The organism is Agromyces mediolanus, assembly GCF_023715325.1.
GTDB classification, from domain to species: Bacteria; Actinomycetota; Actinomycetes; order Actinomycetales; family Microbacteriaceae; genus Agromyces; species Agromyces mediolanus_A.
Genome location: NZ_JAMBNX010000011.1, coordinates 74,739 through 99,964 on the forward strand (window position 1 = coordinate 74,739; position 25,226 = coordinate 99,964).

A 25,226-nucleotide genomic window follows, 5' to 3' on the forward strand; every position below is an offset into this window, starting at 1 on the left:
GGGCACCACGCCCCCACCATACGTCCCCTGGCACGCGGTGCCGCAGGGCCGCGGACTGGGTTCAAGCGGTCACGAGGACCTCGTCCACGCTATCCATCTTCCGGAGGATAACTCAAACCGAATGGTTGGAAATTACTGCTGACCAGGGATTCTCGGCTTCGCCTCGTCGGCGGCGGCGAGCTTGGTGCAGTTGGCGCAGAGGCCGAACACGTCGACGACATGGGCGGCCTGCGTGAAGCCGTGCTCCGCGGCGACCCCCTTCGCCCACGCCTCGACCTCGTCGGCCGCGATCTCCACCGTGAGCCCGCAGTTGCGGCAGATCAGGTGGTGGTGGTGCCCCGTCGTCGAGCACGCCCGATACAGCGCCTCGCCCTCGGGGGATTGCAGCGAATCGGCCTCCCCGCTCGAGGCGAGGTCGCCCAGCGCGCGGTACACCGTGGCCAGCCCGATCGGCGAACCGTTCGCGTGGAGCGCCGAGTGCAGGGCCTGCGCACTGATGAAGCCCTCGGTGTCGTCGAGGGCCTCGCGAACGGCCTCGCGCTGCCAGGTGTTGCGTTTCATGCGATGCGTGCGTCCTCTGCCGTCTCGACCGGGATCTGCTCCCTCCACGGTAGCCGCCGAAGCTTGGAAACGCCCAAGGCGACCGCGAAGAACGCCGTGGCGGCGAGCGCGATCGACGGGCCGGCCGCGATGGCGAACACGCGCGAGACCAGGACGCCGACGATGCCGGATGCCGCGCCGATCACGGGCGCGACGAAGAGCACGCCCCGATAGCTCGACACCACGAGCCGCGCGGCGGCGGCCGGCGCGGCGATGAGCGCGATCGCGAGGATCGCCCCGACCGCCGGCAACGAGGAGACGACCGACGCCGCGATGAGCGCGAGCACGAGGAGCTCGACCGGCCACTCGCGGAAGCCCGCCGCCCGGAAGCCAGAAGGATCGAAGGTCGAGAAGAAGATGCGGGTGCCGAATGCCGCGACCAGCACGACCGCGGCGACGGCGACGCCCGCGGCGAGCAGGATGTCGCCGTCGGTGACGGTGAGGATCGAGCCGACCAGGAACGACTCCGCGCGCACGGGCAGGCCGGGCAGGCTCGCCTGCAGCAGCGCCCCCGCCGCGAACCCGGCGGTGAGCACCACGCCCGCGGCGACCTGCGCGCCCTGCCGACGCACGCGGGCGATGCCGGCCATGATCGCCACGATCGCGACCGAGGCGACCGCCGCGCCGAGGGGGATGCTGACACCGAGCGCGGCGGCCGCGACCGCTCCGGGGTAGGTGGCGTGGGTCAGCGCCTGCGCGAAGAAGGTGCGCCGACGCAGCACCACCAGAGCACCGACGAAGCCCGCACCGGCGCCGATGACGACGGCCGCGAGCAGCGCGCGCTCGAAGTAGCCCATCAGGCCTCCCCCGCCCTCGCCGCGCGCGGGCGGCCGATCAGGCCGAGCAGCAGGGCCGTGGCGAGCACGAGGGCGTAGCCCGCGACGAACACCGCGACGATCGTCGCCCCGGCGGGCAGGTCGACACCCGCGCCGATCGAGATCGCGTAGTTCGACGCCAGGCCGAGCCACGCGGCGATCGCCGCGAACGCCGCGGCGATCGGGAACAGCCACCAGAGGTGCACCGTCACGAGCCGTGCCACCGCCCCGGGGACGATGAGCAGTGCCAGCACGAGGAGCGAGCCGATCGTCGCCGAGGCGGCGACCACGACGAGCGCGACCGCGGCGTTCAGCACGAGATCGAGCACGAGGGCCGAGTCGCCCACCGCGCGACTCCCCGCCGGGTCGAACGCGCGCAGCAGCTGCTGCTTCATCGTGATGCCGATCGCGAGCAGGGCGAGCAGCGAGACCCCGACGAGCGGCACGAGCTGCTCGGGTGGCACCGTCAGCACCCGCCCGAAGAGCAGCGCTTCGAGCTCGCCCGCGTAGTCGTCGCTGCGGGAGACCACGATCACGCCGACGCTGAAGGTCGCGGTGAGCACGATCGCGATCGCGGCGTCGGAGGTGATGCCGGCCCGGTCGAGCCAGGTGAGCACGAGTGCGGCGGCGAGCGCCGCCACCGCCGCACCGGGGATCAGCCCGGCGGTGCCGCCGAGGGCGAGCCCGATCGCGAGCCCGGGGAACACCGCGTGCGTCAGCCCGTCGGTGATGAATTCGAGGCCGCGGAGGTTCACGAGCACCCCGATCACGCCCGCGACGACGGCGAGCACGAGCATGACGAAGAGCGCACGACCCATGAACGGCATGGCGAACGCGCCGAAGAGGGCGTCGCCGAGGCTCATGGGCGGAACTCCCCCGCTGGGATATATGCACGCGACGGCATCAATGCCCCTCGTGCCCGGGCACGACGAGGGTGTGCTCGTCGACTTCCACCTCGACCCCCTCGAAGCACTCCTGCACGTTGTCGAGCGTGAGCACTTCGTCGACCGGCCCGAAGGCGAGCTGCTCGCGATTGACGAACAGCACCGCGTCGCAGACCTGCCGTGCGAGCTCGAGGTCGTGCGTGGAGACGAGCACCGAGACCCGCTCGCGCTTCAGCCGCCGCAGCGTGTCGATCAGCGCCTCGCGGTTCGGCTGGTCGAGCCCGTTGAACGGCTCGTCGAGCAACAGGAGCACCGGCTCGGAGGCGAGCGCCCTGGCCAGCAGTCCACGCTGCCGCTGACCTCCCGAGAGCCCGCCGTAGCGCCGTTTGGCCAGCGGCGCGAGCCCGACCGCATCGAGCGCTCGGCGCACCGCCGCCCGATCGGCACGGCCGGGCCAGCGGAACAGGCCGAGCTTGCGGTAGCGGCCCTGCATGACGACCTGCTCGAGCGTGATCGGGAACTCCGGATCGAGTTCGGCCGTCTGCGGCAGGAAGCCGATCATGCCGTTCGCGGCATGATCGCTGCCGGCGATCAGCACCCGCCCCGCCGTCTTCGGCACCAGACCGAGCAGTCCCTTGAGCAGGGTCGACTTGCCGGCACCGTTCGGGCCGACGAGCGCGACCGCCTCGCCCGGGGCGATCGCGAAGTCGAGCCCCGAGACGCCGGAGCCCCCGGGGTGGGTGAACGCGGCCCCACGCAGCTCCAGGACGGGATCGGTCATGCTCGTCATTTTTGCAGCACGGCGGGGAGCTCGGAAGGCACGACGCCCCACGACTCCAGGATCAGCCGGACGTTGTGCTCCTGGCTGCCGAGGTAGGTGGCGCCGTCCGTGCCCTCGGCGCCGAGCGCGTCGCCGTAGAGCGCGTCCTCGCCCGAGTAGACGGCGACGCCGGCCTCCTCGGCGATCGTCTCGGCGGCCTTCGGCGAGATGGAGCCCTCCGAGAAGACGGCCTTCACGCCGGTCTCCCGGATCTTGCGCACGAGTTCGTCGATCTCGGCGGCCGAGGGCTCGGCGTTGTCGTCGAAGCTCGGGATGACGCTACCGACGAAGGTGAGGTCGTAGGCCTCGATGAAGTAGGTGAACGCGTCGTGGTTGGTGACGAGCAACCGGTCGGCGACGGGCACCTGCGAGACGTTCTGCTCGATCCACGCGTCGAGCGCGTCGAGCTTCGCGATGTAGGCCGACTCGTTCGCGTCGATCGTGGCGGCGTCGACGCCGGGCACCTCGGCGAGACCGCCGGCGATGTTCGCGACCATTTGCTCGGCGAGTTGGGGATCGGTCCAGATGTGCGGGTTGCCGCCGCTGTGATCGTGGCCGTCGGCCCCCTCGTCGGCGTGCTCGTCGGCCGGTTCGTCGGCGTGGTCGGCGGTGCCGGAGAGCTCGATGCCCGTGCTCGCGTCGATGAGCGTGCCGTCGAAGCCGGACGCCGCGACCGCGTCGTCGACCCAGCTCTCGAGTCCGGCACCGTTGACGACGAGGGCATCGGCGTCCGCGATCGCGGCGAGCTGCGCCGCGGAGGGGTCGAAGCCGTGCGCGCTCTGCCCCGGACCGAGCAGCTGCGTGACCTTCGCCTCGTCGCCCACGAGCTCGCGGGTGAAGTCACCGACCTGGGTGGTCGTCGCGACGATCGAGACGTCGCCGCCGTCGGCGGCCGCTCCCCCGGCCGCTCCCCCGGCTGTGCACCCGGCGAGCACGAGCGCCCCGGTGGCACCGATCGCGAGTGAGGCGACGGCGATGGCTGGGCGGCGGGAGCTGCGACGTGCGGTCATGGCCTCGACGGTACGCTTATTGATAATGATTGTCAAAACCACCACGGCGTGCGGCAGATCCGGCTCCGCGCGGCCTTCGGCCGGGTCATCCGCCGTCGCACGGCGTCACCGCGTGACGCCGGTCGCAGATCGGACACCTGCACGTCACCGGAACCTGGGAGAGTGAAGCACGTGGATACGACGACCGAGCCCATCACGTTGCATCCGTTCACCGTCGCCGAAGCCGAGCGCCTGCTCGCCGGCGAGGTCGATGCCACGGCCGGATGGGAGGGCGGCTACGCCTTCACCGACGAGCCCGAGCTGCTGCGCGAGTTCGTTCGCACCGTGCGCGAAGACGGCGACCCGGCCCCCTTCGGCCCGTACCTCGTGCACCGAGGTGCCGAGGGTGCGGCGATCGGGGGAGTGAACCTGTTCGGGCCGCCCGACGAGCACGGGGCGGTCGAGTTCGCCTTCGGGCTGGTGCCCGCGGTGCGCGGACAGGGCCTCTCGGTGCCGACCGTGGTCGCCGCCCTCGAGCTCGCGCGATCGGCCGGGGCCCGGCTCGTGCGCGCGCAGGCCGAGCTCGAGAACCTCCCCGCAAGGCGCGCGCTCGAACGCGCCGGCATGCAGCGCACCGCCGAGATCGACGGCCAGATCCTCTACGAGCGCCGCTTCGCCTGAGCGGTCCGCGACGGCATGATGGGACGATGCGAGCCCGACCGTCTGCCGTGATCCTGCTCGGCCTGTCGACCGCGGTCCTGCTCACCGCGTGCGTCGGGCAAGCGCCCGCGCTGCAGAGTCTGGCGTCGCGGCTCGACGGTCTTCCGGGCGTGGTCTCCGCGCGGGCCGAGCTCGCCGGCGGCGGCGTCACTCCCGCCGAGCACCGGCTGTGGGTGGTCGTCGACCCCGGGCTGCGCGAGGCCGACGCCCGTCGGATCGCCGAGGTGAGCTGCGAGGGCGAGGTCGAGGTGTCCACGATGTCGGTCGCGACGAACGACGACACCTCGACGCCGGGCACGGTGCTGGACGTGCTCACGCCCGAGTCCGGCACCACCTGCCTCTCGGAGACGGGCCTCGTCCGGCTCGCCGGGGTGAGCGCCGCGATGCAGCAGCTCGGGGCCGACTTCGACGGACGGTTCAGCGTCTCCCTCCTCGACCCGGCACGTGACGACGAGGAGGAACTCCTCATCTCGACCTCCTCGGTCGAACGAGGCCGACTGCTCGACGCGCTCGACGCACTCCGGCGCGAGTTCCCCGACCTGGCCCTGGACTACCGAGCCACCTGGGACCGGGACGACGGGCTGCCCGGCACGGTGCATCTCGCCGCGGTGCTCTCCGCCGACGCCGACCTCGCCCCGCTCCTGCCGCTCGTCGAACGCGCCCAGGAGCTCGGCACCGGAACCGTCGCGATCGAGGACGACCTCGTCACGATCGAGCTGCTCGACGAGACCCCCGTGAACGCGACCGCCGAGCTGACCGCACTCGCGTCGCAGGCCGGCGCGACCCTCGAAGTGCAGCCGCCGCTCCCGGCCACGGCGCGGCCGGTCGCCCCGTGGCAGTGAGCGCGACCGCCGCGCTCAGCCGGACCACCCCGCTCAGTCGAGCAGCAGCGCGGGCTCCTCGATGATCGCGGCCACGTCCGCGAGGAACCGGCTCGCGACGTCGCCGTCGACGACGCGGTGGTCGAACGAGCCGCCGATGGTCGTCACGTAGCGCGGGCGCACCTCGCCGTCGACCACCCAGGGCTTCTGCTTGATCGTGCCGAGGGCGACGATCGCGACCTCGCCCGGGTTCAGGATCGGCGTGCCGGTGTCCATGCCGAAGACGCCGATGTTCGTGATCGTGATCGTGCCGTGCTGCATCTCGGCCGGCTGCGTCTTGCCCTCGCGCGCCGTGAGCGTCAGCTGCTCGAGCGCGGTCGCGAGCTCGACCATCGACATGTTCTGCGCGTCCTTCACGTTCGGCACGATGAGCCCGCGCGGGGTCGCCGCGGCGATGCCGAGGTTCACGAAGTGCTTGACGATGATCTCCTCGTCGGTCCACTGCGCGTTGACGGTCGGGTTGCGGCGCACGGCCCAGATCATCGCCTTCGCCATGATCAGCAGCGGCGACACCTTCACCCCCGCGAAGTCGGGGGAGGCCTTCAGCCGCTTCACGAACTCCATGGTGCGGGTGGCGTCGACGTCCGCGAACACGGAGACGTGCGGCGCCGTGAACGCGCTCTGCACCATGGCGTTCGCGATCGCCTTGCGCACGCCCTTCACCGGGATGCGGGTCTCGCGATCCTCGGGGAGCTCCGGCGTCTGGATGTTGCGGAAGACGCTCGCCTGCGTCGCCTCGCGGATGACATCGTCGCGGGTGATGTCGCCGATCGGCCCCGTGGGAGTGACTCGAGTGAGATCGACGCCCAGGTCCTTCGCGAGCTTGCGGATCGGCGGCTTCGCGATCACGGGCATCTGCGACTCGGCGGCGGGGCGCGGAGCGGATGCGCCGATCGGCGCCGCCTCGGCGGCCGGAGCCGTCGGGGGAGCGGGCGGCACGTGGGCGTCGCCGAGGTGCGCGTGCGCCCCGTCGGCGACGGGGTGGCGGCGTCGACGGCTGAGCGCGGGACCGGATGCCCCGTGCCCGACGAGCACGGCCCCGCCTTCGTCGCCCGCGATGGAGGCCGCCGTGTCGGCGACCAGCTCGGCCGCGTCGGATGCCGGGGCCTGGGGATCTGCCGGCGCACCGGCCGGAGCGGCGGGCACCGAGGTGTTCATGCCGTTCGAGGCATCCGTCTGGATCACCAGGATCGGGGTGCCCACATCGACGGTCGAACCCTCGTCGACGAGGAGCTCGGCGACGACCCCCTCGTACGCGCTCGGCAGCTCGACGAGCGACTTGGCGGTCTCGATCTCGACGAACACCTGGTCGAGCACGATCCGGTCGCCGGGGGCGACCTTCCACTGCACGATCTCGGCCTCGGTGAGACCCTCGCCGACGTCAGGAAGGGGGAACCGGATCTCGCTCATGGGCGGGTGCGCCTCTCGTTCGAAGGGTCGTTCTGCGTCACGGACACAAGCCTCAAGCCTGCCCGACGTGGCATTCTGACCCCGGCATGCATCGGATCAGAAGGCCAGGGCCCGATCGACCGCCTCGAGCACCCGATCGGGGCTCGGCAGGTACTCGGTCTCGAGGGCCGCGGGCGGGAAGGGGGTGTCGAAGCCGGAGACGCGCAGCACCGGGGCCTCGAGCGAGTAGAACGCCCGCTCGGCGACGGTGGCGGCGATCTCGGAGCCGACGGAGACGTTGCCGTACGCCTCCTGCGCGACGACCAGGCGGCCGGTGCGGTGCACGGACTCGAGCAGCGGCCCGTAGTCGATGGGGGAGAGGCTGCGCAGGTCCACGACCTCGAGGCTCGTGCCCTCGCCGGCGGCGATGTCGGCCGCCTGCAAGAGCGTGGCGACCATCGCGCCATGGCCGACGACGGTGACGTCGGTGCCCTGACGGACGATGCGGCTCTCGTGCAGCGGGATGCCGGCGTGGTCGAGGTCGACCGGGCCCTTCGGCCAGTAGCGGCTCTTCGGCTCGAAGTAGAGCACGGGGTCGTTCGAGGCGATCGCCTCCTGGATCATCCAGTAGGCGTCGTGCGGGTTCGAGGGGCTCACGACCCGGAGGCCGGGGGTGTGGGCGAAGTACGCCTCGGGGCTCTCCTGGTGGTGCTCGATCGAGCCGATGTGGCCGCCGTAGGGCACCCGGATCACGATGGGCATCGGCATGCCGCCGCCGTGGCGCAGGTTGATGCGGGAGAGCTGCGTGGTGATCTGGTCGAAGGCGGGGAAGATGAAGCCGTCGAACTGGATCTCGATGACCGGGCGGTAGCCGCGCATCGCGAGGCCGATCGCCGTGCCGACGATGCCGGACTCGGCGAGCGGAGTGTCGAGCACCCGGCGGTCGCCGAACTCGGCCTGCAGGCCCTCGGTCACGCGGAACACGCCGCCGAGCGGGCCGATGTCCTCGCCCATCAGCAGCACCTTCTCGTCGGTGCGCAGCGCCTCGCGGAGCCCGGCCGTGATGGCCTTCGCCATGGACAGCGTCTGCACGCCGCGCACGGCTGGCACGGCATCCTGCGGCGAGGGCCGAGCGGATGCCTCGGCCGTCGAGTCGTTGGTCACTGGGACCTCCTGCTGCTGCGCCCGGACCGTGCCGGGCTCGTCGAGGGGGCGGATGGCGTCGCCGGCGAGGCTCATGCGTCGCTCCCGTCGAGGGAGCGCTCGAAGCGGTCGAGCCAGGCGTACTGCTCGGCCATGAGCGGGTGCGGCTCGTGGTAGACGTGCTCGAAGATCGTCTCGCGCGTGGGGGAGGGGAGCTCGAGCGCCCGGCGGCGCACGTCGGCGGCGAAGTCCTGCGCCTCGGCGTCGACCTCGTCGAAGAACGCCGCGCTCGCGCCGCGGCCCTCGAGCCAGGTGCGGTAGCGGGTGATCGGGTCGCGGGTCGTCCAGAGGTCGACCTCGTCCTGCGTGCGGTACTTGGTGGGGTCGTCGGCGGTGGTGTGCGCGCCCATGCGGTAGGTCACGGCCTCGATGAAGCTCGGGCCCTCACCGGCTCTGGCCTCTTCGAGGGACTGCCGCGTGACCGCGTAGCTCGCGAGCACGTCGTTGCCGTCGATCTGCACGCTCGGCATGCCGAACCCGCTGCCGCGGAGCGCGAGCGGGCTCGGCGACTGGCGGGAGACCGGCACCGAGATCGCCCACTGGTTGTTCTGCACGAAGAAGACCTCGGGCGTGCGGTAGCTCGCCGCGAAGACGAGCGCCTCGCTCGCGTCGCCCTGCGAGGTGGAGCCGTCGCCGTAGTAGACGAGCACCGCCGCGTCCGACTCGGGGTCGCCGGTGCCTGCGGCGCCGTCGAACTGGAGGCCCATCGCGTAGCCCGTGGCGTGCAGCGTCTGCGAGGCCAGCACGAGCGTGTAGAGGTGGAAGTTGCCGTTCTCCGCCGGATCCCAGCCGCCGAGCGTCGCGCCGCGGAGCAGCGAGAGGATCGCGACGGGGTCGAGGCCGCGGATGATGCCGACGATGTGCTCGCGGTAGGAGGGGAAGAGGTGGTCCTGCGGGCGGCTCGCGCGCGCCGAGCCCACCTGGGCGGCCTCCTGGCCGTGGCTCGGCACCCAGAGGGCGAGCTGGCCCTGCCGCTGCAGATTCGCTCCGGCGACGTCGAGGCGACGCGAGGTCACCATGTCGCGGTAGAACTGCTCGAGCGTCGCGTCGTCGAGCGCCTCGACGAGGTGCAGATACGGCTCGGCCTCGGCGCTCGGCCGCAGCTGACCCTCGGGGGTCAGCAACTGGACCGTCGGTACGGTGAAGTCTCGTTCGCGGGCTGGCACTGTTCCAAGCTATCCGTTCGTTTCGACGGGGTTCTTGTCAACCCTCGACAAGCTCATTGAGAATCCGGAGGAGGGTGTCGACAGACTCCTCCTCGCCGATCGAGACCCGGATGCCTTCCGGCGGGAAGGCTCGCGTCACGAGGCCGGCGTCGAAGAGCCGCTCCGCGATCTCGTTCGTGCGCTCGCCCACGGGGAGCCAGATGAAGTTCGCCTGGCTGACGGGAATCGACCAGCCCTGGGCGAGGAGCGCGGCGCGCACGCGGTCGCGACGCTCGGCGATGACCTCGACGCGTTCGCGCAGCTCGGCCTCGGCGGTGGGTTCGAGGGAGGCGATCGCGGCGGCGCTCGCGGCGGCGGTGACGCCGAGCGGGATGGCGGTGGCGCGAGCCGCGTCGAGGATGCCGACCGGCCCGATCGCGTAGCCCACGCGCAGTCCGGCGAGCCCGTAGGCCTTGGAGAAGGTGCGGAGCACGACGAGGTTCGGGTGCCGGCCGATGAGTTCCCGCCCGTCGACGGCGTCGGCGTCGCGCACGAACTCGACGTAGGCCTCGTCGAGCAGGACGAGACGGTCGGCGGGGATGCGGGCGAGGAACGCGTCGAGCTCGTCGCGGGTGACGGTCACCCCGGTGGGGTTGTTCGGGCTGCAGACGATGACGACCCGGGTGCGCTCGGTGACGGCGTCGGCGATGGCGTCGAGGTCGTGCCCGTGGTCGGCTCGGTTCGGCACGGCGACGCTGGTGGCGCCGGCGATCGTGACGAGCCCCGGGTAGGCCTCGAAGGACCGCCAGGAGTAGACGACCTCGTCGCCGGGGCCGGCGGCGGCGAGCACGAACTGCGCGATGAGCGCCACCGAACCGGCACCGATGATGACCTCGTCGGCCGAGACGCCGAAGCGGGCGGCCAGCACCTCGCGCAGGGCGAGCGCGGTGGCGTCGGGGTAGCGGTTGATCGAGGCGGCGGTGGCGGCGACCGCCTGCTGCACGGAGGGCAGCGGGTCGAACGGGTTCTCGTTGCTCGAGAGCTTGAAGCCGTCGTCGGGCGCGGGACGCCCCTGCCGATACGGCGGCAGGGCCGCGATCTCGGGGCGCAGGCGCACCCCGCTGCTGACAGACTCCGTTGCGGTCGACTCCGTTGCGGTCACGCGTTCCACCGTACTCCGTCGCACATTCGCCGTCCGGTACGCGTCTCCAGCCGGCCGGCTGCCCGCCGATTTGCTTATCGGATCGGACATTCGGGGGCCAGCCCCCTTCGCAGACGCGCCCACCTCTGGAAGAGTTGACCCATGCGCTTCATCGTCAAAACCATCGTCGTCGCGCTCGCGCTCTGGCTGACCACGTTCATCGTGGCGGGCGTCTCGGTCGTGCCCTACGAGGACACGCAACTCGCCACGATTCTCACGTACCTGCTCGTCGCCGCCATCTTCGGCGTCGTCAACGCCATCGTCGGCGGGTTCATCCGCGTCGTGGCCTTCCCCATCTACGTGATCACGCTCGGCCTCATCTCGTTCATCGTCAACGGGCTCCTGCTGCTGCTCGTGGACTGGATCAGCGGCCTCATCGGCTTCGGCCTCGAGGTCGAAGGATTCTGGTGGGGTGTGCTCGGCGCGCTCGTGCTCGGCCTGATCAGCTGGTTGATCGGGCTCATCGTTCGCCCTTCGAAGGACTGACGGCTCCCCGCTGCACGGGCTCCGGGTCCGGCACTGGCTCACGCTCGGCGAGCCAGAAGGATGCCTCACCCGTTCGCCCTGCGGTGAACCCCGTGACGAGCGCGCTGAAGCCCGCGAGCCGCGGGTCGCCGGACGCATCCACGAGCTCGGCCGTGCGTCGATACGCGTCCAGCTCGTGGGCGGTCAGGATCGAGCCCGGCCGTTCGGGCGGTACCGCGACTTCGCGTTGCACGAGCAATGGCCCGAGCGGTCGATCGGCGCCCCCTGACCCCGGCACCAGGTCGTCGCGATGCTCGATGTTCAGCAGCGGCACCGCCGGATCGATGCGGGCCGGCCCGCCGAGATTCGCCCCCGCCGTGAAGCCGAGCTGCGGGTCGGCCATGAGATCGGCGACGATCGCCCCGCCGCCCGAGTAGCCGATGCCGATGAGCTCGTCGCCCGGTCGCACCCCGGCCTCGGCGAGCGCCGCCCGAACCGCCCGCTCGCCTGCGCCCGCCGGGAGCGGCTCCGGGGCGAGCGCCGCGCCGCGACCGGCGACGCTGTGCACGTTGCTCGTCATGTCGAACGGCTGGCGCCCGGCGGTGACCCCGGGGTCGATCGTGCCCGTGACGTAGACCAGCCAGCGTGTGGGGCCGCCTCCGGCCGCCGGGTACTGCTCGATGCGGATCTGCGGCGCTCCCGCCTGCGGGGTCGGCACGCGCGCGGCGAGCCCGGCGACGCCGCTCGGCGGCGGCACCGCGGTGCTCACTGCCGCAGGTGGCGGTGCGCCCGGCGCGGCCTGCGGCACCGCGGTGCCGGGCGCCGCCGGCGGGGCGACCCGACGCACGCCGACGGGGCGCTCGACCAGGAGGCCCGCCCCGAGCCCGCCGAGCAGCGACGCCCCGACCAGCACCGCGGCGGCGGAATCGGGAGCCTCGACACGGCCCCCGACCGCGACCGCGACCGAGAGCGGCACCCCGACCGCTCCGGCCACGAGTTCGTCGACCGAGTCGAGCCCGCTGCCGAGCGTCTCGGCGATTCCTGGGCGGACGAGGAGCTGCCGCACGAGCGGCTCCGCGCCCTCGCGCGACACCCCGAGCGCGTCGAGGAGGCGGTCGCCGAGGAAGGCGCCGCCGGCGGCCGCCAGCAACGGCCACACCAGGAATCGCGACGAGGCGCCGACGGCCCAGGCACCGAGCTGCGCCGCGAGTCCTCGGAGCGCGCCGAGCCGATGCTCGGCGGAGCCGTAGCGCAGGGCGGCCTCGTCGAGGTTCCGGCCGAGCGACGCCGCGAGCTCGGCTGCTTGTCGGAACTGGTGCGTCGCGATCGCGAGTTCATGCTCAGCTCGACCCGCTCCACCGCCGGCTCGACCGATCGAGCCGAGCAGCCCCGCGGCGATTCCGGCGAGGTGCGCGCACGCCGCCTCGGCCGTGGTCAACCTGGCCGCCTCGGCGAAGAGCTCGTCGACCGCGACCGCCGTGCTGCCACCGCCGGAGACGAGCAGCTCGCCGCTCATCTCCAGCCCCATGCCGCACCCGGTCTCGTGCCCTCGACCGGCGCCGCGCCCGGGTCGGACGCGGTGGCGACGAGCTGCGCCAGTGCCTCGTCGCGCTCGCGCTCGAGACGGAGCAGCGTCGCGCCGAGCTCGAGCTCAGCCTGCTCGAGCGCCGAGCGGGCGAGCCCGACCCTGGAGACGAGCTCGTCGAGCCGTGCCTCGTAGTGCTCGGCCGCGGCGGAGCGCCAGCTCGCGCACCCGACGAGCGGCAGGGTCTGCTGGAGCGTCGGCAGCTCGTCGAGCAGCACGCGGGTCTCGCCCGCGGCCGAGCGCACGGCCTCGATCCGTCGATCGAGCTCGGCGAGCCCCGGGGCGAGCTCATCAACGGAGGAGGCGGCGAGCACGGCGGGAAGCGAGGGGAGAGACGAACCGAGGAGCGGAGCGGATGACAACACCCTTCGAGCGTGCCGGGGCCGAGGCATCCGCCCACCGCGCGGTCCGCGATCGGTGGAGAGCGGCGGCCACCGCGATCCTGTGGAGGAGGGCGGCGGGGTCCCTCAGTCCGTGACGACCGCGGCGAGCGCGAGCGCGCCCGCGCGGCCCATCGCTCCGGCCGCCCCCACCGTCTCGACGATCGCCGAGCCGACCGCGATCGCCCAGCCGCGCGCCCGGGCCCAGTCCGCGTCGGTGAAGGCCGGCAGTCCCGCGCGGAACCGCTCCCGCCCGTCCGCGTCGAAGCAGAGCCACGCGGCCGCGAGGTCGGTCGCCGGATCGCCCGAGGTCACGTCGCCGAAGTCGAGCACCGCGGCGAGCGGATCGCCGGCGCCCTCCAGCAGCAGGTTCCCCGGATGCAGGTCGCCGTGGAGCCACACCGGGGGCCCCGGCCACGGCGGGGCGGCGAGGGCAGCCCGCCAGACGCGCTCGAGCGCCGCGCGGTCGGCCACCGCGTCCAGCACCCCGGAGGCGAGGCGGGGCCCGACGACGGCGTCCCGCGCGGCGAGCGGGACGCCGCGGTACGGGTTCTCCGGGGCATCCCCGGGCGCCGGGCGCTGCAGCGAGCCGACGAACGCCGCCAGCCCCGGCGCGGCCGCACGGCGCGCCGACGGCGCCAGCTCGACGGCGGCGACGCCCTCGAACCAGGGGCCGATTCTCCAGACGAACGGGTAGCCGCTCCCCGGCGCACCGGCCCGCACCGGGACCGGCAGCGGCACGGGGGAGTACCGGGCGAGCTCGGGCAGCCAGCGCAGCTCGTGCTCGACGAGGCGGGCGGCGAGGAGCCGCCGAGGCATCCGGATCAGGTGCCGATCGCCGAGCCGCAGCATCGCGTTGTCCCAGCCGTTCGCCAGGAGCCGTACGGGCGCCGCCAGGTCCGGGTGCTGCTCGGCCACGAGCCGCGAGGCGAGGGCCTCGTCGATCTCGACGTCGGCGACGGGTGCGTCCATCGTTCCCCCGGGTCTCCCGGCCGGTCGGTGCGCCGGCGGTGCCGACCCAGCGTAGCGTCGCGCCTCCCGGCGAGCGCGGGCGCGAACGCCCCCTGTTCCCTGCGCGCCGATTCCAGCAGAATGGGACCATGACGCGAGCGGAGCCCGTCGGCCTGCCCGCGCAGCCCTTCCGGGTCTCGTTCGTGTGCACCGGCAACATCTGCCGGTCGCCGATGGCGGAGGTGGTGCTGCGCGACCTCGCCGCGCACGCCGGCCTCGAGCGGGCGCTGCGCGTCGACTCCGCCGGCACGGGCGACTGGCACGTGGGCGAGCGGGCCGATCACCGCACGATCGCCGCCCTCGAGCGCGCCGGCTACGACGGCTCGACGCACCGGGCGCGCCAGTTCGAACCCGAGTGGTTCCGCGAACTCGACCTCGTCGTCGCCTTCGACCGCGGGCAGGCGCGGATCCTGCGCAACTGGGCGCACCACGACGGCGAGCTCGACAAGGTACGACTGCTGCTCGAGTTCGAGCCGGAGCCGACCGGACTCGTCGACGTCCCCGACCCCTACTACTCCGACGATGCGATGTTCGATCGCGTGCTTGAGATGATAGAGCGGTCGACCACCGCGCTCTTCCGGCAACTCGCGCCGGCTCTCAGACAAGGAATCCGATGACTTCGCTGCCTCCCCAGCCGCTCAGCCCCCTCGACGGACGCTACCGCGCCGCCGTCGGCGACCTCGGCGAGCACCTGTCGGAGGCGGGCCTGAACCGTGCCCGCGTCCACGTCGAGATCGAGTGGCTGATCGCCCAGACCGACCGAGGCTTCTTCGGCACCTCGCCGCTCAGCGAGCACCAGAAGCAGGCGCTGCGCCAGGTCGTCGCCGACTTCGGGCAGCCCGACATCGACGAGCTCGGCTCGCTCGAGGCGACCACCCGTCACGACGTCAAGGCCGTCGAGTACTACGTGCGCCGCCGCCTCTCCGACCTCGGCCTCGACGCGATCGCCGAGCTCACCCACTTCGCCTGCACGAGCGAGGACATCAACAACCTCTCCTACGCGATCACCGTGCGCGACGCGGTGCAGCAGGTCTGGCTGCCGAAGTACCGCGCGGTCGTCGCGGCGATCGCCGAGCTCGCGCGCGAGCACCGCGACGCCTCGATGCTGTCCCGCACGCACGGCCAGCCGGCCACCCCCTCGACGATGGGCAAGGAGCTCGCGATCTTCGCGCACCGGCTCGAGCGCATCGCGAAGCAGATCGAGGCGACCGAGTACCTGGGCAAGTTCTCTGGCGCGACGGGCACCTTCTCCGCGCACGTCGTGGCGCTGCCGGATGCCTCGTGGCCCGAGGTGTCTCGCGAGTTCGTCACCTCGCTCGGGCTCGACTGGAACCCGCTGACCACGCAGATCGAGTCGCACGACTGGCAGGCCGAGCTCTACGGCAAGGTCTCGCACGCGAACCGGGTGCTGCACAACCTCGCGACCGACATCTGGACGTACATCTCGCTCGGCTACTTCCGGCAGATCCCGGCGGCCGGCGCGACCGGCTCCTCGACGATGCCGCACAAGGTCAACCCGATCCGCTTCGAGAACGCCGAGGCGAACCTCGAGCTCTCGAGCGCCGTGCTCGATTCGCTCGCGGCGACGCTCGTCACCTCGCGGCTGCAGCGCGACCTCACCGACTCGAGCGCGCAGCGCAACATCGGCGTCGGCTTCGGACATTCGCTGCTCGCCCTCGACAACATCCAGCGCGGCCTCACCGAGATCGACCTCGACCGGGAGCTGCTGCTCGCCGACCTCGACGGCAACTGGGAGGTGCTCGGCGAGGCGATCCAGACCGTCATCCGCGGCGAGGTCGTGGCCGGGCGCTCGACGATCAGCGACCCGTACGCGCTGCTGAAGGAGCTCACCCGCGGCAAGCGGGTCGGTGCGGTCGAGCTCGCAGCCTTCGTCGAGGGCCTCGAGATCGGGGATGCCGCGAAGCAGCGCCTGCTGGCACTGACCCCGGCCTCGTACACGGGCCTCGCCGACGAGCTGGTCGACCGCCTGTAGGGCGCGGGCGGAGCCGGGCGCGGGCGGCCCTCGGGCCCCGGGCGGCCCCGTGCGCGCCACTTACACGTCCACGCGCCAGCACAAGTGGCGCAACGAGGCCGAAATGGCGCGCACGCCTCCGACCCGGCCCGCCAAACGCACCTGACACCCGCATCCGCGCCACCTCTGCGCGATCCCACAGCACCAGCCACCGCCCGACACCGAAGTGGCGCGCACGCCTCCGACCCGGGCCGCCAAACGCACCTGACACCCGCATCCGCGCCACTTACACGTCCACGCGCCAGCACAAGTGGCGCAACGACACCGAAGTGGCGCGCGCGGGGCGGGGCACCGGGGAGGGACTACGCTGACTCCGTGGAAGCCGCGCGTCATCCGAGGGACCCCATCCTCGACGACGTCGACCGGGAGATCATCGATCAGCTCCGGGTCGACGGACGCCGTTCCTTCGCCGAGATCGGCCGCCGGATCGGCTTCTCAGAGCCGACCATCCGCCAGCGCTACAACCGGCTGGTCTCGCTCGGCGTGATCTACGTGGCCGGCATGTACGACGAGACGAAGATCGGCGGCATCGCCGCGCACGTCGGCATCCGTGTCGCCGAGGTGCCCGTCGCGCGGGTCGCCGAGCAGCTCGCCGACCACCCGCAGATCAAGTACGTGGCGTGCACGCTCGGGTACTACGACATCATCCTCGACGTGTTCGCGCCCGACGCCGCCACGCTCGGCCAGATCGTGCTGCATGACATCCGCCGCATCCGCGGCATCTCCGACCTCGAGACGCTCACGGTGCTGGAGGTGCGCAAGGACACCTACCTCTGGCAGGGCTTCCGCGAGCCCTCGCCGCTCGCGCAGCTCGGCGACTGAGCGAACGCGACGGCGCTCGCCGCGGCGCTCAGCGGTCGGGGTCGCTGATGCTCTGCCCGGCCGTGCCGCGCAGGCCGCCCCAGCTGTAGTCCTTCGCGAGCGAGGTGACGATGATCGGCTGGATGGCGGCGACGCCCGGGTGCCGACGGATCTCGTCGAGCAGGTCGATGAGCTGGGGCTGGTCGCGGCAGGTCGCCTCGAGGTAGAGGTCGTGCGAGCCGGCGACGAGGGCGACGTGGTTGATCTGGCTGATGCCGACGAGTCCGTCGGCCACGGCGAGCGGCGTGAGGTTGCGCACCCGCAGCAGCAGGCGCACCACCTGGTGGCCGAGCAGCAGCGCGTTGCACAGGGCGACGATCATGATGACGTCGTCCTCCTCGAGCTTCGCGAGGCGCGTGCGCACGGTCGACTGCGAGACGCCGAGGTCGTCGGCGAGCGCCGCGAACGTGCGTCGCCCGTCGCGGGCGAGCAGCTCGATCAGTCTGCGGTCGAGGTCGTCGATCATGCGGCACCGGCCTCCCTCCCACGAGGGTATCGCGGGGCGGGAGGCCGGCCGTCCCCGCTCAGACCCGGGCGAGGGCCGCGCGCTCGAGCGACCGCACCGCGCGCACGAGTTCGGCGTTGTCGGCGGGCGTCGTGCCGTCGGCGAGCAGCACGCCGTCCTCGAAGCCGATCCGCGTCTCGCAGCCGTCGGCGATCGCGGCCTCGACCACGGGCCACACGGTCTCGTCGTAGCCGTGGTAGAGGATCGGCGCCGTGACGCCGGCCTCCCGCAGCACCGCCGCGATCTCGCGGCACTGGGCCACGGCGGCCTCGGCATCCTCCGTCTCCGGCTCGATCAGCACTCGCACGTTCCGGTGCAGGGTCGGCGAGGCGAGCAGGGCGGGCACGTCGTCCATCGACCACACCGCCGACTCGAGCACCATGCCGCGCTCGAGCACGAGCTCGGCTGCCTCGGCGGCGCCCTCCTCGCAGAAGGCGACCGACGCGAAGTCGGGCAGGGCGTCGGCCGGCCAGGCGGCGACGTGGGCCATCCGCTCCTCGTGCGAGGCGACGGTCCAGAGTCCCGTCGTCGTCCCGATCACCACACCGGGGTCGGCGGCGCGCATCGCGCGCACCCACGCGCCGATCGCCTCGGGGCGGATCGTCTGCTCGCCGTCATCGTCGATGACGTGAGCGTGCACGACGTCGGCGCCCGCCGCGATCGCGGCGACGCTGGCGGCGACGATCTCCTCGGTCGTGCGGGGGACCGCCGGGTGCTCGGTGACCGGGCGGCCGCCGTTGATGGCGGCTTTGAGCAGCATGGGATGCCTTTCCTAGGTGTTTCTCGGCAGGGCGAAGCACGGCCGACGGCGCCGAAGACCGTCGACCGCGAGGGCGGACCCGCCGCGCTACTGGGGCGTGGTGCGGGCCAAGAGGTCGGCGACGGTGTCGCTCGCGCCGGTCAGTGAGCCGAGCGGCTCGCCCCGGCGGAGGTCGGCGATGAGGTCGGGCTCCTCGGCGTCGTCCTCGAGCGCGAGGTCGACGAGGCGTTCGAGCACCGCGACCGGCACCACGAGCACGCCGTTCGCATCGGCGAGCACGACGTCACCGGGGTGCACGACGGCGCCGCCGCAGCTCACCGGAACGTTCACGCCGCCCGCGTCGATGCCGTGCAGCTTGGTGGTGAGCATGCTCGTGCCACGGGCGTGCACGGTGAGCCCGAGCTCGGCGATCTCGTCGACGTCGGTGACGACGCCGTCGACGACCGCGCCGGCTGCGCCACGGGCGACGAGCTGCGCCGCGACGACCTCGCCGAGCGGCGCGTGCCGCCGGTCGCCGCCCGTGTCGAGCACGAGCACCTGGCCGGCGCCGATGAGCCCGGCGGCGTGGTGCAGGGCCGTCGAGTCGCTCGCGGTGGTGCGCACGGTGAAGGCGGTGCCGATGACCCGGCCGCCCGCGGCGACGATGCGGCGGATCTCCGGGTCGGCGAAGCCCTCTTCGAGGTAGTGGCCGAGCGTGGGGAAGCTCAGCCGTTCGAGCTTCTCGCGGAGGGCCGGAGCGAGCGGCTCGGGCGCGGTGCCGGTGTGGAAGAACATGATCCTCTTTCTGGGGTGGGTCAGGCGAGGGGGCTCAGGCGAGGGTGTAGGTGAGCTCGATGCGGCGGTTGTCGAGCGCGGGGAGCATGGCTCGGGCCCGCTCGGAGCGTTCGAGGTCGAGCTCGGCGATGACGAGACCCTCGTCGTGGGCGTTCAGCCCGGCGACGACGACGCCGAGGGGGTCGATGACCCGGCTGAGGCCCGCGGAGTCCGGGCCGACGGTCGCCGAGGCGAGCAGCCAGCTGACGTTTTCGATGGCACGGGCCTGGGTGAGCACCGACCAGTGCTCCTCCTTGCCCTTGCCGGACACCCACGCCGCGGAGAGCGCGATGGCGTCGACGCCGCGGTCGGCGAGGCTGCGGAACAGCTCGGGGAAGCGCACGTCGTAGCAGTTGGCGAGGCCGATGCGCACGCCGTCGATCTCGATGATGGGCGGCAGCTCGGCGCCCCGGGTGACATACGCCGACTCCTGGTAGGCGAAGGCGTCGTAGGTGTGCAGCTTGTGGTACCTCGCGATCTCGGCGCCCGAGGCATCCACCGCGATCATCGTGTTAAAGGGCCGGCCGCCGGGGTTCGGCTCGTAACCGGCCGCGATGACGGCGATGCGGTGCTCGCGGGCGAGCTCGGCGACGAGCGCCTCGAAGCGGGGCCAGACGGCCGGGAGGATCTCGTCGAAGCGGGGCTTGAGCTCGTCCTCGGCGAGCAGCATCGCCTCCTCGGGGAAGACGACGAGGCGGGCGCCGCGCTCGGCGGCCTCGGCCGTGAAGCGGCGGATGGTGGCGAAGTTCTCCTCGGCGTCGATGCCGGGGGAGGTCTGGGCGACGGCGACTCGCATCGCGCGGCTCCTCTCGTGTGACGGGTCGGTGGGTGGGCGCTGCGTCAGCGCACGACGATGCGGGCGTCCTGCGGCCGCCAGGAGAGCTGGAGGCGGTCGCCGGCGGCGAGGCCGGGCAGGTCGCGCTCCTTGACGAGGCTGGAGACGGATGCCCGCAGCAGGTGCTCCCCGACGCGGAGGTGCAGGTGCCACTCCTCGCCGAGGAAGGTGAGCGTCTCCGCGACGCCGACGACGCCGGGGCTCGCGCCCTCGCCGGCGGGCCGCACCTCGATGCGCTCCGGGCGGAGCAGCAGCGTGCCCGCCCGCGGGGTCGGCACGGTCTCGCCGAGCACGCCGCGCACGGTGCCGACACCGGGCACCTCGACCGCGACCTCCTCGCCCTCGGCGCCGTCGGGCGCCTGGACGTCGAGCAGGTTGCAGCTGCCGATGAAGCCGGCGACGAAGCGGGTCTCAGGCCGGTTGTAGATGTCCTCCGGCCCGGCGACCTGCTGCACGACGCCCTCCGACATGACCGCGATGCGGTCGGACATCGTGAGCGCCTCCTCCTGGTCGTGCGTCACGTAGATGAAGGTGATGCCGACCTCGCGCTGCATGCGCTTCAGCTCGTACTGCATCTCCTTGCGGAGCTGCTGGTCGAGCGCGCCGAGCGGCTCGTCGAGGAGCACGACCTTCGGTCCCGACACCACGGCCCGGGCGAGGGCGACGCGCTGACGCTGCCCGCCGGAGAGCTGGTCGGGCTTGCGGTCGCCGAGGTGACCGAGCTTCACGAGCTCGAGCGCCTCCCTGGTGCGGCGGTTCGCCTCTGCTTTGGCGACCCGCCGCACCCGGAGCTCGAACGCGACGTTCTCGAACACGGTGAGGTGGGGGAACAGCGCGTAGCTCTGGAACAGCATGTTGAGATCACGGTTCCGCGTCGGCACGTCGGTGACGTCGACGCCGCCGAGCCGCACGCGGCCCGAGCTCGGCGTCTCGAAGCCGGTGATCATCCGCATCAGGGTCGTCTTGCCGCATCCGGACGGTCCGAGGATGGAGAAGAACTCGTTCTCCCGGATCTCGAGGTCGAGCGGGTGCACCGCGAGGTGCCCGGCGAACTCCTTCGAGAGCCCCTGGATCTCGACGGCGGGGGCCGTCGTCGGCGCGGTGGTGTCGGCCGCGGCTGAGGTGGTCTGCGTCGTCATGATCTCGATCTGCTGTTCGTGGCGGACAGGGAGTCGGGCCCGGGTCAGGAGGCCTTCACGCGGGTCCAGCCGTCCTGGTAGAAGCGCATGGCCTTGCCCGGGTCGACGATGAAGTCCGCGTTCGCGACTTGCTCATCCGAGGCGTAGACCGCCGCGTTGCTGAGCAGGCCCTGGTCGGTGACGTGCTCCTGCGCCGCGGCGTTCGCGCTCGCGAGGCCGCCGTCGTTCGTCGCCATCGCGGCGATCTCGGGACGGAGGAGGAAGTTGATGAACTCGTAGGCCGCGTCCTGGTGCGGGGCGCCCTTCGCGATCGAGAGGCCGTCGACCCAGAGGCTGCCGCCCTCCTCGGGGAGCACGTAGTGCACGTCCGGGTTCTGCTCGACGATCTTCGCGGTGCTGGTGCCGCCCCACGCCTCGGAGATGCAGACGTCGCCGCTCGCGACGAGCTCGCCGTAGTTCGTCGAGTTGTAGCCGGAGAGCAGCGGCTTCTGCTCGATGAGGGACTCGGTCGCCTTCGCGATCTCGGCCTCGTCGGTGCTGTCGGCGCCGTAGCCGTTCACCTGCAGGCCGGCGATGTACGCGGCGAGCATGTTGTCGAGCATGTTGATCTTGCCCTTCCACTTCGGGTCGAAGAGGGAGGTCCAGCTCGTGATCTCCTCGCCGCCGGTGCAGGCGGCGTTGTAGAGCAGGCCGGTCGTGCCCCAGACCCACGGCACGGAGTACTCCAGGCCGGGGTCGTAGCTCGGGTCGGCGAACTTCGGCGCGAGGTTGTCGATGCCCTCGATCTTCGACTTGTCGAGCGGCTCGAGGAGCTCCTGGCCGACGAGCTGCTGCACGGCGTACTGGCTCGGCTCGACGATGTCGTAGCCGGAGTTGCCGGCGGCGAGCTTCGAGATCATCGTCTCGTTGCTGTCGAAGTTGTCGACGTTGACGGCGATGCCCGTCTCCTCCGTGAAGGCGTCGAACACGGTCTGGGGGATCTCGTCGGCCCAGGCGTAGACATTGAGCTCGGTGGAGGGGCCGGCGTCGCCGCCGGTTCCGCTGCAGGAGGAGAGCGCCAGGGCGGCGACGACGCCGACGCTGGCGACGATCAGCTTCTTCATGACGTGGGTCCTTTCGATGGGGGATGGTGCTGCGGGACTGCGTGGTGCTGGTGGTGCGTGCTGCGGTGGTGGGTGCTGCGGTGGTGCTGGTCGGTGTTCGGTTCGTGCCCGGCGGACGCCGGTCAGCCGCGGGACTCGACGAGGATGCGCCGCATCTGGCTGACGCCGACGAGGAGCACGATGACGAGGGTGAGCAGGATGAGCAGCGCGCCGAGGGCGTTGATGCTCGGGGTGAGGCCGGTCTTCAAGCTGGAGTAGATCTTCAGCGGAAGGGTGGTCGAGCCCACGCCGCTCAAGAACGTCGACATCACGATGTTGCTGAACGAGGTCGTGAAGCTCAGCAGCCAGGCCGCGACCACGGCGGGCCGCAGGAGCGGGAAGTAGACCCGGGTGAAGGTCTGCCACGGGGAGCAGCCGAGGTCGGTGGCCGCCTCGGGCAGGCTCGGGTCGAGCATCGCGGCGGAGCTCATCAGCACGAGCGTGGCGAGCGGCAGCGAGACGATGAGGTGGCCGAGCACGAGGGTCAGGATGCCGAGCGGCACCTTCGTCGTGCTGAAGACGCTGAGCAGCGCGACGCCGAGCACGATCTCGGGCACGATGAGCGGGAGGGCGATGAGCGCCAGCAGCGCGCCGCGACCGCGACCGCGGTACCTCGCGAGCCCGAGGGCGAACATGATGCCGATGATCGTCGCGACCGTCGCGGTGATGACCGCCACCAGGGCGCTCGTGCGCAGGGTCTGCATGAGCGAGGCATCCTGGAACAGCTCGACGTACCACTGCAGAGTGAGCCCGTCGAAGCGGGTGTTCGTGCCGGCGGCGTTGAAGGAGTAGACGATCACGGCGACGATCGGGATATAGAGGAAGACGAAGACGCCGCGGGCGATGCCGTTCACGATCCGGTCCATGCTCAGGCCTCCGTCTTCTTCGTCGAGGAGCGCTTCGTCGAGGAGCGCTTCAGCGCGAGCCCCACGAGCGCCATCGAGGCGAGCATCAGCACGAGCAGCACCATGGAGACGGCGGCGCCCATGGGCTGGTTCCGGAACTCGGTGTAGAGCGTGACGATGAGGTTGCCGACGAGCGGATCCTTGCCGCCGCCGAGCAGGACGGGGATGACGAAGACGCCCATCGTGGGGATGAAGGTCAGCAGCGCGGCGCCGAGGATGCCCGGGCTCGAGAGGGGCAGGATGACCCGGCGGTGCACACCCCACCAACTGGCGCCGAGGTCGGTCGCGGCCTCCTTCAACGAGGGGTCGATCGAGCGCATCGAGGCGTAGATGGGGAAGATCGCGGTGGGCAGGAAGGAGTAGAGCAGCCCCAGGATGACCGCGAGATTGCTCGGGATCACGGAGAATCCCGCGATGCCGAAGATGCCGAGGATTCCCGCGATCGGACCGCCGGACCCGAGGATCGTGATCCACGCGAAGGTGCGCACGAGGAAGTCGGTCCAGAACGGGATGATGACGAGCAGCAGCAGGAACCCCTGGCGGTTCGTCGGCCTCGACACGATGTAGTACGAGGTCAGGTAGCCGATGACGAGGCAGACGACGGTGTTCAGCAGACCCAGGCCGAGCGAGAAGAGCAGCGTCTTCGAGTAGACCGGGTCGAGCAGCTTCGTGTAGTTCTCGAGCGTGAGGCCGTCGGTGATGCCGCCGTAGTCGTCGGCGACGGCGAAGCTGTTGCGCGCCACGATGAACAGCGGCAGAACGCCGAGGAGCACCACCGAGGCGATCCCGGGGATGAGCAGCAGAAGCGAGCCGCGCTTCGGCTTCTCCTGACGACCCAGATGGATCGCCCGTGTAGTCGCGGTCACGTTGCTCCTTCGCAGCTCGCCGGTGAGGGGGTGTTCACCATCATGAGCCGCCGAGCTGTCCCCGCGCTCCGCTCGGCGGCGCGGAATCCGTGGAAGTCGGCGGCAATCCTGACGGACTCCGCGACGGGCGGCCCGAGCCACCGACGCGAACGGGCCGGCCACCGCAGCGCGGGGGCCGGCCCGATCGGACGCGGGTCGTCTAGCGCGAGGGGCCCGTGGGCTCGTCGTCGCCGGGCGCCGAGCCGTCGGCGGGGGCGTCGCCGCCGACCCCCGCGTCGCCCGCAGCGGGAGCGGGGGTGGCGGGCGCGGCCGGGCCGGCACCGTGGCCGGTGGACTCGGCGAGCTCGGCCTGCTCGAAGGCATCGGGCTTCAACGCCATCTGCAGCAGCGCGAGCACCATCAGCACGACGATGAAGACCCCGCCGGTGCCGATCAGGGTGAGCACCCAGTCGCGCGTGACGACGAGCACGACGACGCCGACGAAGATCGCGGCGATCGCCGCGCCGCCGACGTACTCGGCCGGGCGGAGCAGGTCGCGACGGCTCGGCTGGTACGGCTCGCGGGGGGACTGGCCCGGGTTCTGGTGGGTCACGACTGCTCCGTTCCGGGGGTGGCGGTGGCGGCCGCCGGGGTCTCGCCACGGCCGGGGGCGCCCGCCCACTTCTGCGACAGGCCGCCGATCACGAGGTACACGCCGAGGATCGCGAGGTACGCGCCGAAGAATCCGACAGCGGTCACCGAGTCGGGCGGCAGCAGCACGAACAGCACCGCGAGCGCCGCGGTGAAGATGCCCGCCGCGAGCCGGTCGCGCCCACCGGCATCCCGCCCGCGTCCGCGCAGGCCCAGGTAGAGCTCGAGGAATCCGGTGATCGCCGCCCAGGCGCTCACGAGGGAGAGGAAGAACGGCAGGCTGCCGGGCACGGTCAGCGCGAGCAGGCCGGCGACGGCGGTGACGATCGCCGAGACGAGGGTGACGGCCCGGGTGGTGCGGTCGGCGACGAAGCGCAGGCTCAGGGCGCCGACGACGACCCCGACCACGACGGCCCAAATGCCGAAGACGAGCAGGCCCATGGCGGGGGAATGATCCTGCGAGAAGGTGATGGCCGCGGTGGCGGCGAGAGCGAGCGCACCGCGGACGACGGGCACCGCCCAGTCCTGGGCGCGCGCGGATGCGGCGGTCACGGCGACCTCTTTCGCTGTCGATGGGTGCCCCGTCACTGCCGGGGTACCCGTCTATCCTACGCGCCGTCGAACTGGGGATTCGGCGAACGCGGCGCCCC

General features: G+C 71.9%; 28 protein-coding genes. 6 read left to right on the forward strand and 22 right to left on the reverse strand.

Features of this window, described 5'->3' with window-relative positions:
* Nucleotides 1-132 precede the first annotated feature (132 nt).
* The 5 genes from M3147_RS16920 to M3147_RS16940 are packed head-to-tail and all read right to left on the reverse strand — an operon-like array spanning nucleotide 133 to nucleotide 4,129.
* Nucleotides 133-561: a Fur family transcriptional regulator gene (locus M3147_RS16920; protein WP_251204593.1), complete on the reverse strand. Its 429-nt coding sequence runs from the start codon at nucleotides 559-561 to the stop codon at nucleotides 133-135.
* A complete protein-coding gene (locus M3147_RS16925; RefSeq protein WP_251204594.1) occupies nucleotides 558-1,397 on the reverse strand; it encodes a metal ABC transporter permease in 840 nt (279 codons plus the stop codon). Before M3147_RS16925 ends, M3147_RS16920 begins: the two co-directional genes overlap by 4 nt.
* The gene (locus M3147_RS16930; protein ID WP_251204595.1) at nucleotides 1,397-2,278 is read right to left on the reverse strand and encodes a metal ABC transporter permease; all 882 of its coding nucleotides are present in this window, start codon (nucleotides 2,276-2,278) and stop codon (nucleotides 1,397-1,399) included. The genes M3147_RS16925 and M3147_RS16930 overlap by 1 nt, the downstream gene beginning before the upstream one ends.
* Before the next feature lie 40 nt (nucleotides 2,279-2,318).
* Nucleotides 2,319-3,080, reverse strand: coding sequence for a metal ABC transporter ATP-binding protein (locus M3147_RS16935; RefSeq protein WP_251204596.1), 762 nt, complete (start codon nucleotides 3,078-3,080; stop codon nucleotides 2,319-2,321).
* A 5-nt stretch (nucleotides 3,081-3,085) separates the two neighbouring features.
* Nucleotides 3,086-4,129 (reverse strand): metal ABC transporter substrate-binding protein, encoded by a 1,044-nt coding sequence (locus tag M3147_RS16940; protein ID WP_251204597.1) that lies wholly within the window; start codon nucleotides 4,127-4,129, stop codon nucleotides 3,086-3,088.
* Between the two features lie 171 nt (nucleotides 4,130-4,300).
* Between M3147_RS16940 and M3147_RS16945 the strand changes: the two genes are divergently transcribed.
* Nucleotides 4,301-4,789, forward strand: a complete 489-nt coding sequence (locus M3147_RS16945; RefSeq protein ID WP_251204598.1) for a GNAT family N-acetyltransferase — start codon at nucleotides 4,301-4,303, stop codon at nucleotides 4,787-4,789.
* A gap of 26 nt (nucleotides 4,790-4,815) precedes the next feature.
* Nucleotides 4,816-5,670, forward strand: coding sequence for a hypothetical protein (locus M3147_RS16950; RefSeq protein ID WP_251204599.1), 855 nt, complete (start codon nucleotides 4,816-4,818; stop codon nucleotides 5,668-5,670).
* Nucleotides 5,671-5,703: 33 nt separating this feature from the next.
* Here M3147_RS16950 and M3147_RS16955 read toward each other — a convergent pair whose 3' ends face one another.
* From M3147_RS16955 to M3147_RS16970, 4 genes are all read right to left on the reverse strand, one after another.
* A complete protein-coding gene (locus M3147_RS16955; RefSeq protein ID WP_251204600.1) occupies nucleotides 5,704-7,119 on the reverse strand; it encodes a dihydrolipoamide acetyltransferase family protein in 1,416 nt (471 codons plus the stop codon).
* 96 nt (nucleotides 7,120-7,215) lie between these two features.
* Nucleotides 7,216-8,175: an alpha-ketoacid dehydrogenase subunit beta gene (locus M3147_RS16960; protein ID WP_251204638.1), complete on the reverse strand. Its 960-nt coding sequence runs from the start codon at nucleotides 8,173-8,175 to the stop codon at nucleotides 7,216-7,218.
* Between the two features lie 158 nt (nucleotides 8,176-8,333).
* A complete protein-coding gene (locus M3147_RS16965) occupies nucleotides 8,334-9,467 on the reverse strand; it encodes a thiamine pyrophosphate-dependent dehydrogenase E1 component subunit alpha (protein WP_251204601.1) in 1,134 nt (377 codons plus the stop codon).
* A 37-nt stretch (nucleotides 9,468-9,504) separates the two neighbouring features.
* Entirely contained in the window at nucleotides 9,505-10,563 is a 1,059-nt protein-coding gene (locus tag M3147_RS16970; protein ID WP_308201084.1) for a histidinol-phosphate transaminase, read from the reverse strand.
* Between the two features lie 186 nt (nucleotides 10,564-10,749).
* Here M3147_RS16970 and M3147_RS16975 point away from each other — a divergent pair, with 186 nt between their 5' ends.
* Nucleotides 10,750-11,133, forward strand: a complete 384-nt coding sequence (locus tag M3147_RS16975; protein WP_251204603.1) for a phage holin family protein — start codon at nucleotides 10,750-10,752, stop codon at nucleotides 11,131-11,133.
* Here M3147_RS16975 and M3147_RS16980 read toward each other — a convergent pair.
* The 3 genes from M3147_RS16980 to M3147_RS16990 all read right to left on the reverse strand — a co-directional run bounded on the left by M3147_RS16980 (nucleotide 11,108) and on the right by M3147_RS16990 (nucleotide 14,049).
* Nucleotides 11,108-12,628 carry a hypothetical protein gene (locus tag M3147_RS16980; protein ID WP_251204604.1) on the reverse strand — a complete coding sequence of 507 codons (1,521 nt, stop codon included), beginning with the start codon at nucleotides 12,626-12,628 and terminating at the stop codon, nucleotides 11,108-11,110. The two genes, M3147_RS16975 and M3147_RS16980, sit on opposite strands and share 26 nt — an antisense overlap.
* A complete protein-coding gene (locus M3147_RS16985) occupies nucleotides 12,625-13,011 on the reverse strand; it encodes a hypothetical protein (protein ID WP_251204605.1) in 387 nt (128 codons plus the stop codon). Before M3147_RS16985 ends, M3147_RS16980 begins: the two co-directional genes overlap by 4 nt.
* Nucleotides 13,012-13,164: 153 nt before the next feature.
* Nucleotides 13,165-14,049, reverse strand: a complete 885-nt coding sequence (locus M3147_RS16990; RefSeq protein WP_251204606.1) for an aminoglycoside phosphotransferase family protein — start codon at nucleotides 14,047-14,049, stop codon at nucleotides 13,165-13,167.
* A 128-nt stretch (nucleotides 14,050-14,177) separates the two neighbouring features.
* Between M3147_RS16990 and M3147_RS16995 the strand changes: the two genes are divergently transcribed.
* From M3147_RS16995 to M3147_RS17005, 3 genes are all read left to right on the forward strand, one after another.
* Nucleotides 14,178-14,705, forward strand: coding sequence for a low molecular weight protein-tyrosine-phosphatase (locus M3147_RS16995; RefSeq protein ID WP_251204607.1), 528 nt, complete (start codon nucleotides 14,178-14,180; stop codon nucleotides 14,703-14,705).
* Complete coding sequence (purB, locus tag M3147_RS17000; RefSeq protein ID WP_251204608.1) at nucleotides 14,702-16,081, forward strand: adenylosuccinate lyase; 1,380 nt, start codon at nucleotides 14,702-14,704, stop codon at nucleotides 16,079-16,081. The genes M3147_RS16995 and purB overlap by 4 nt, the downstream gene beginning before the upstream one ends.
* A 354-nt stretch (nucleotides 16,082-16,435) precedes the next feature.
* Entirely contained in the window at nucleotides 16,436-16,942 is a 507-nt protein-coding gene (locus M3147_RS17005; protein WP_251204609.1) for an Lrp/AsnC family transcriptional regulator, read from the forward strand.
* A 28-nt stretch (nucleotides 16,943-16,970) separates the two neighbouring features.
* On the opposite strand, the gene M3147_RS17010 is transcribed toward M3147_RS17005, so the two are convergent.
* From M3147_RS17010 to M3147_RS17055, 10 genes are all read right to left on the reverse strand, one after another.
* Nucleotides 16,971-17,447 (reverse strand): Lrp/AsnC family transcriptional regulator, encoded by a 477-nt coding sequence (locus M3147_RS17010; RefSeq protein WP_251204610.1) that lies wholly within the window; start codon nucleotides 17,445-17,447, stop codon nucleotides 16,971-16,973.
* A gap of 58 nt (nucleotides 17,448-17,505) precedes the next feature.
* Nucleotides 17,506-18,246, reverse strand: coding sequence for a 3-keto-5-aminohexanoate cleavage protein (locus tag M3147_RS17015; protein ID WP_251204611.1), 741 nt, complete (start codon nucleotides 18,244-18,246; stop codon nucleotides 17,506-17,508).
* Between the two features lie 87 nt (nucleotides 18,247-18,333).
* Nucleotides 18,334-19,020, reverse strand: coding sequence for an RraA family protein (locus M3147_RS17020; RefSeq protein WP_251204612.1), 687 nt, complete (start codon nucleotides 19,018-19,020; stop codon nucleotides 18,334-18,336).
* A 34-nt stretch (nucleotides 19,021-19,054) separates the two neighbouring features.
* Nucleotides 19,055-19,855 (reverse strand): carbon-nitrogen hydrolase family protein, encoded by an 801-nt coding sequence (locus M3147_RS17025; RefSeq protein WP_251204613.1) that lies wholly within the window; start codon nucleotides 19,853-19,855, stop codon nucleotides 19,055-19,057.
* A 44-nt stretch (nucleotides 19,856-19,899) separates the two neighbouring features.
* Nucleotides 19,900-21,033 carry an ABC transporter ATP-binding protein gene (locus tag M3147_RS17030; protein ID WP_251204614.1) on the reverse strand — a complete coding sequence of 378 codons (1,134 nt, stop codon included), beginning with the start codon at nucleotides 21,031-21,033 and terminating at the stop codon, nucleotides 19,900-19,902.
* Between the two features lie 44 nt (nucleotides 21,034-21,077).
* The gene (locus tag M3147_RS17035; protein ID WP_251204615.1) at nucleotides 21,078-22,136 is read right to left on the reverse strand and encodes an ABC transporter substrate-binding protein; all 1,059 of its coding nucleotides are present in this window, start codon (nucleotides 22,134-22,136) and stop codon (nucleotides 21,078-21,080) included.
* Between the two features lie 122 nt (nucleotides 22,137-22,258).
* Nucleotides 22,259-23,041 (reverse strand): ABC transporter permease, encoded by a 783-nt coding sequence (locus tag M3147_RS17040; protein ID WP_251204616.1) that lies wholly within the window; start codon nucleotides 23,039-23,041, stop codon nucleotides 22,259-22,261.
* 2 nt (nucleotides 23,042-23,043) lie between these two features.
* Nucleotides 23,044-23,946, reverse strand: coding sequence for an ABC transporter permease (locus M3147_RS17045; RefSeq protein WP_251204617.1), 903 nt, complete (start codon nucleotides 23,944-23,946; stop codon nucleotides 23,044-23,046).
* A 199-nt stretch (nucleotides 23,947-24,145) separates the two neighbouring features.
* The gene (locus M3147_RS17050; protein WP_251204618.1) at nucleotides 24,146-24,538 is read right to left on the reverse strand and encodes an amino acid transporter; all 393 of its coding nucleotides are present in this window, start codon (nucleotides 24,536-24,538) and stop codon (nucleotides 24,146-24,148) included.
* Entirely contained in the window at nucleotides 24,535-25,128 is a 594-nt protein-coding gene (locus M3147_RS17055) for a hypothetical protein (RefSeq protein WP_251204619.1), read from the reverse strand. The genes M3147_RS17050 and M3147_RS17055 overlap by 4 nt, the downstream gene beginning before the upstream one ends.
* Between the last annotated feature and the right edge of the window lie 98 nt (nucleotides 25,129-25,226).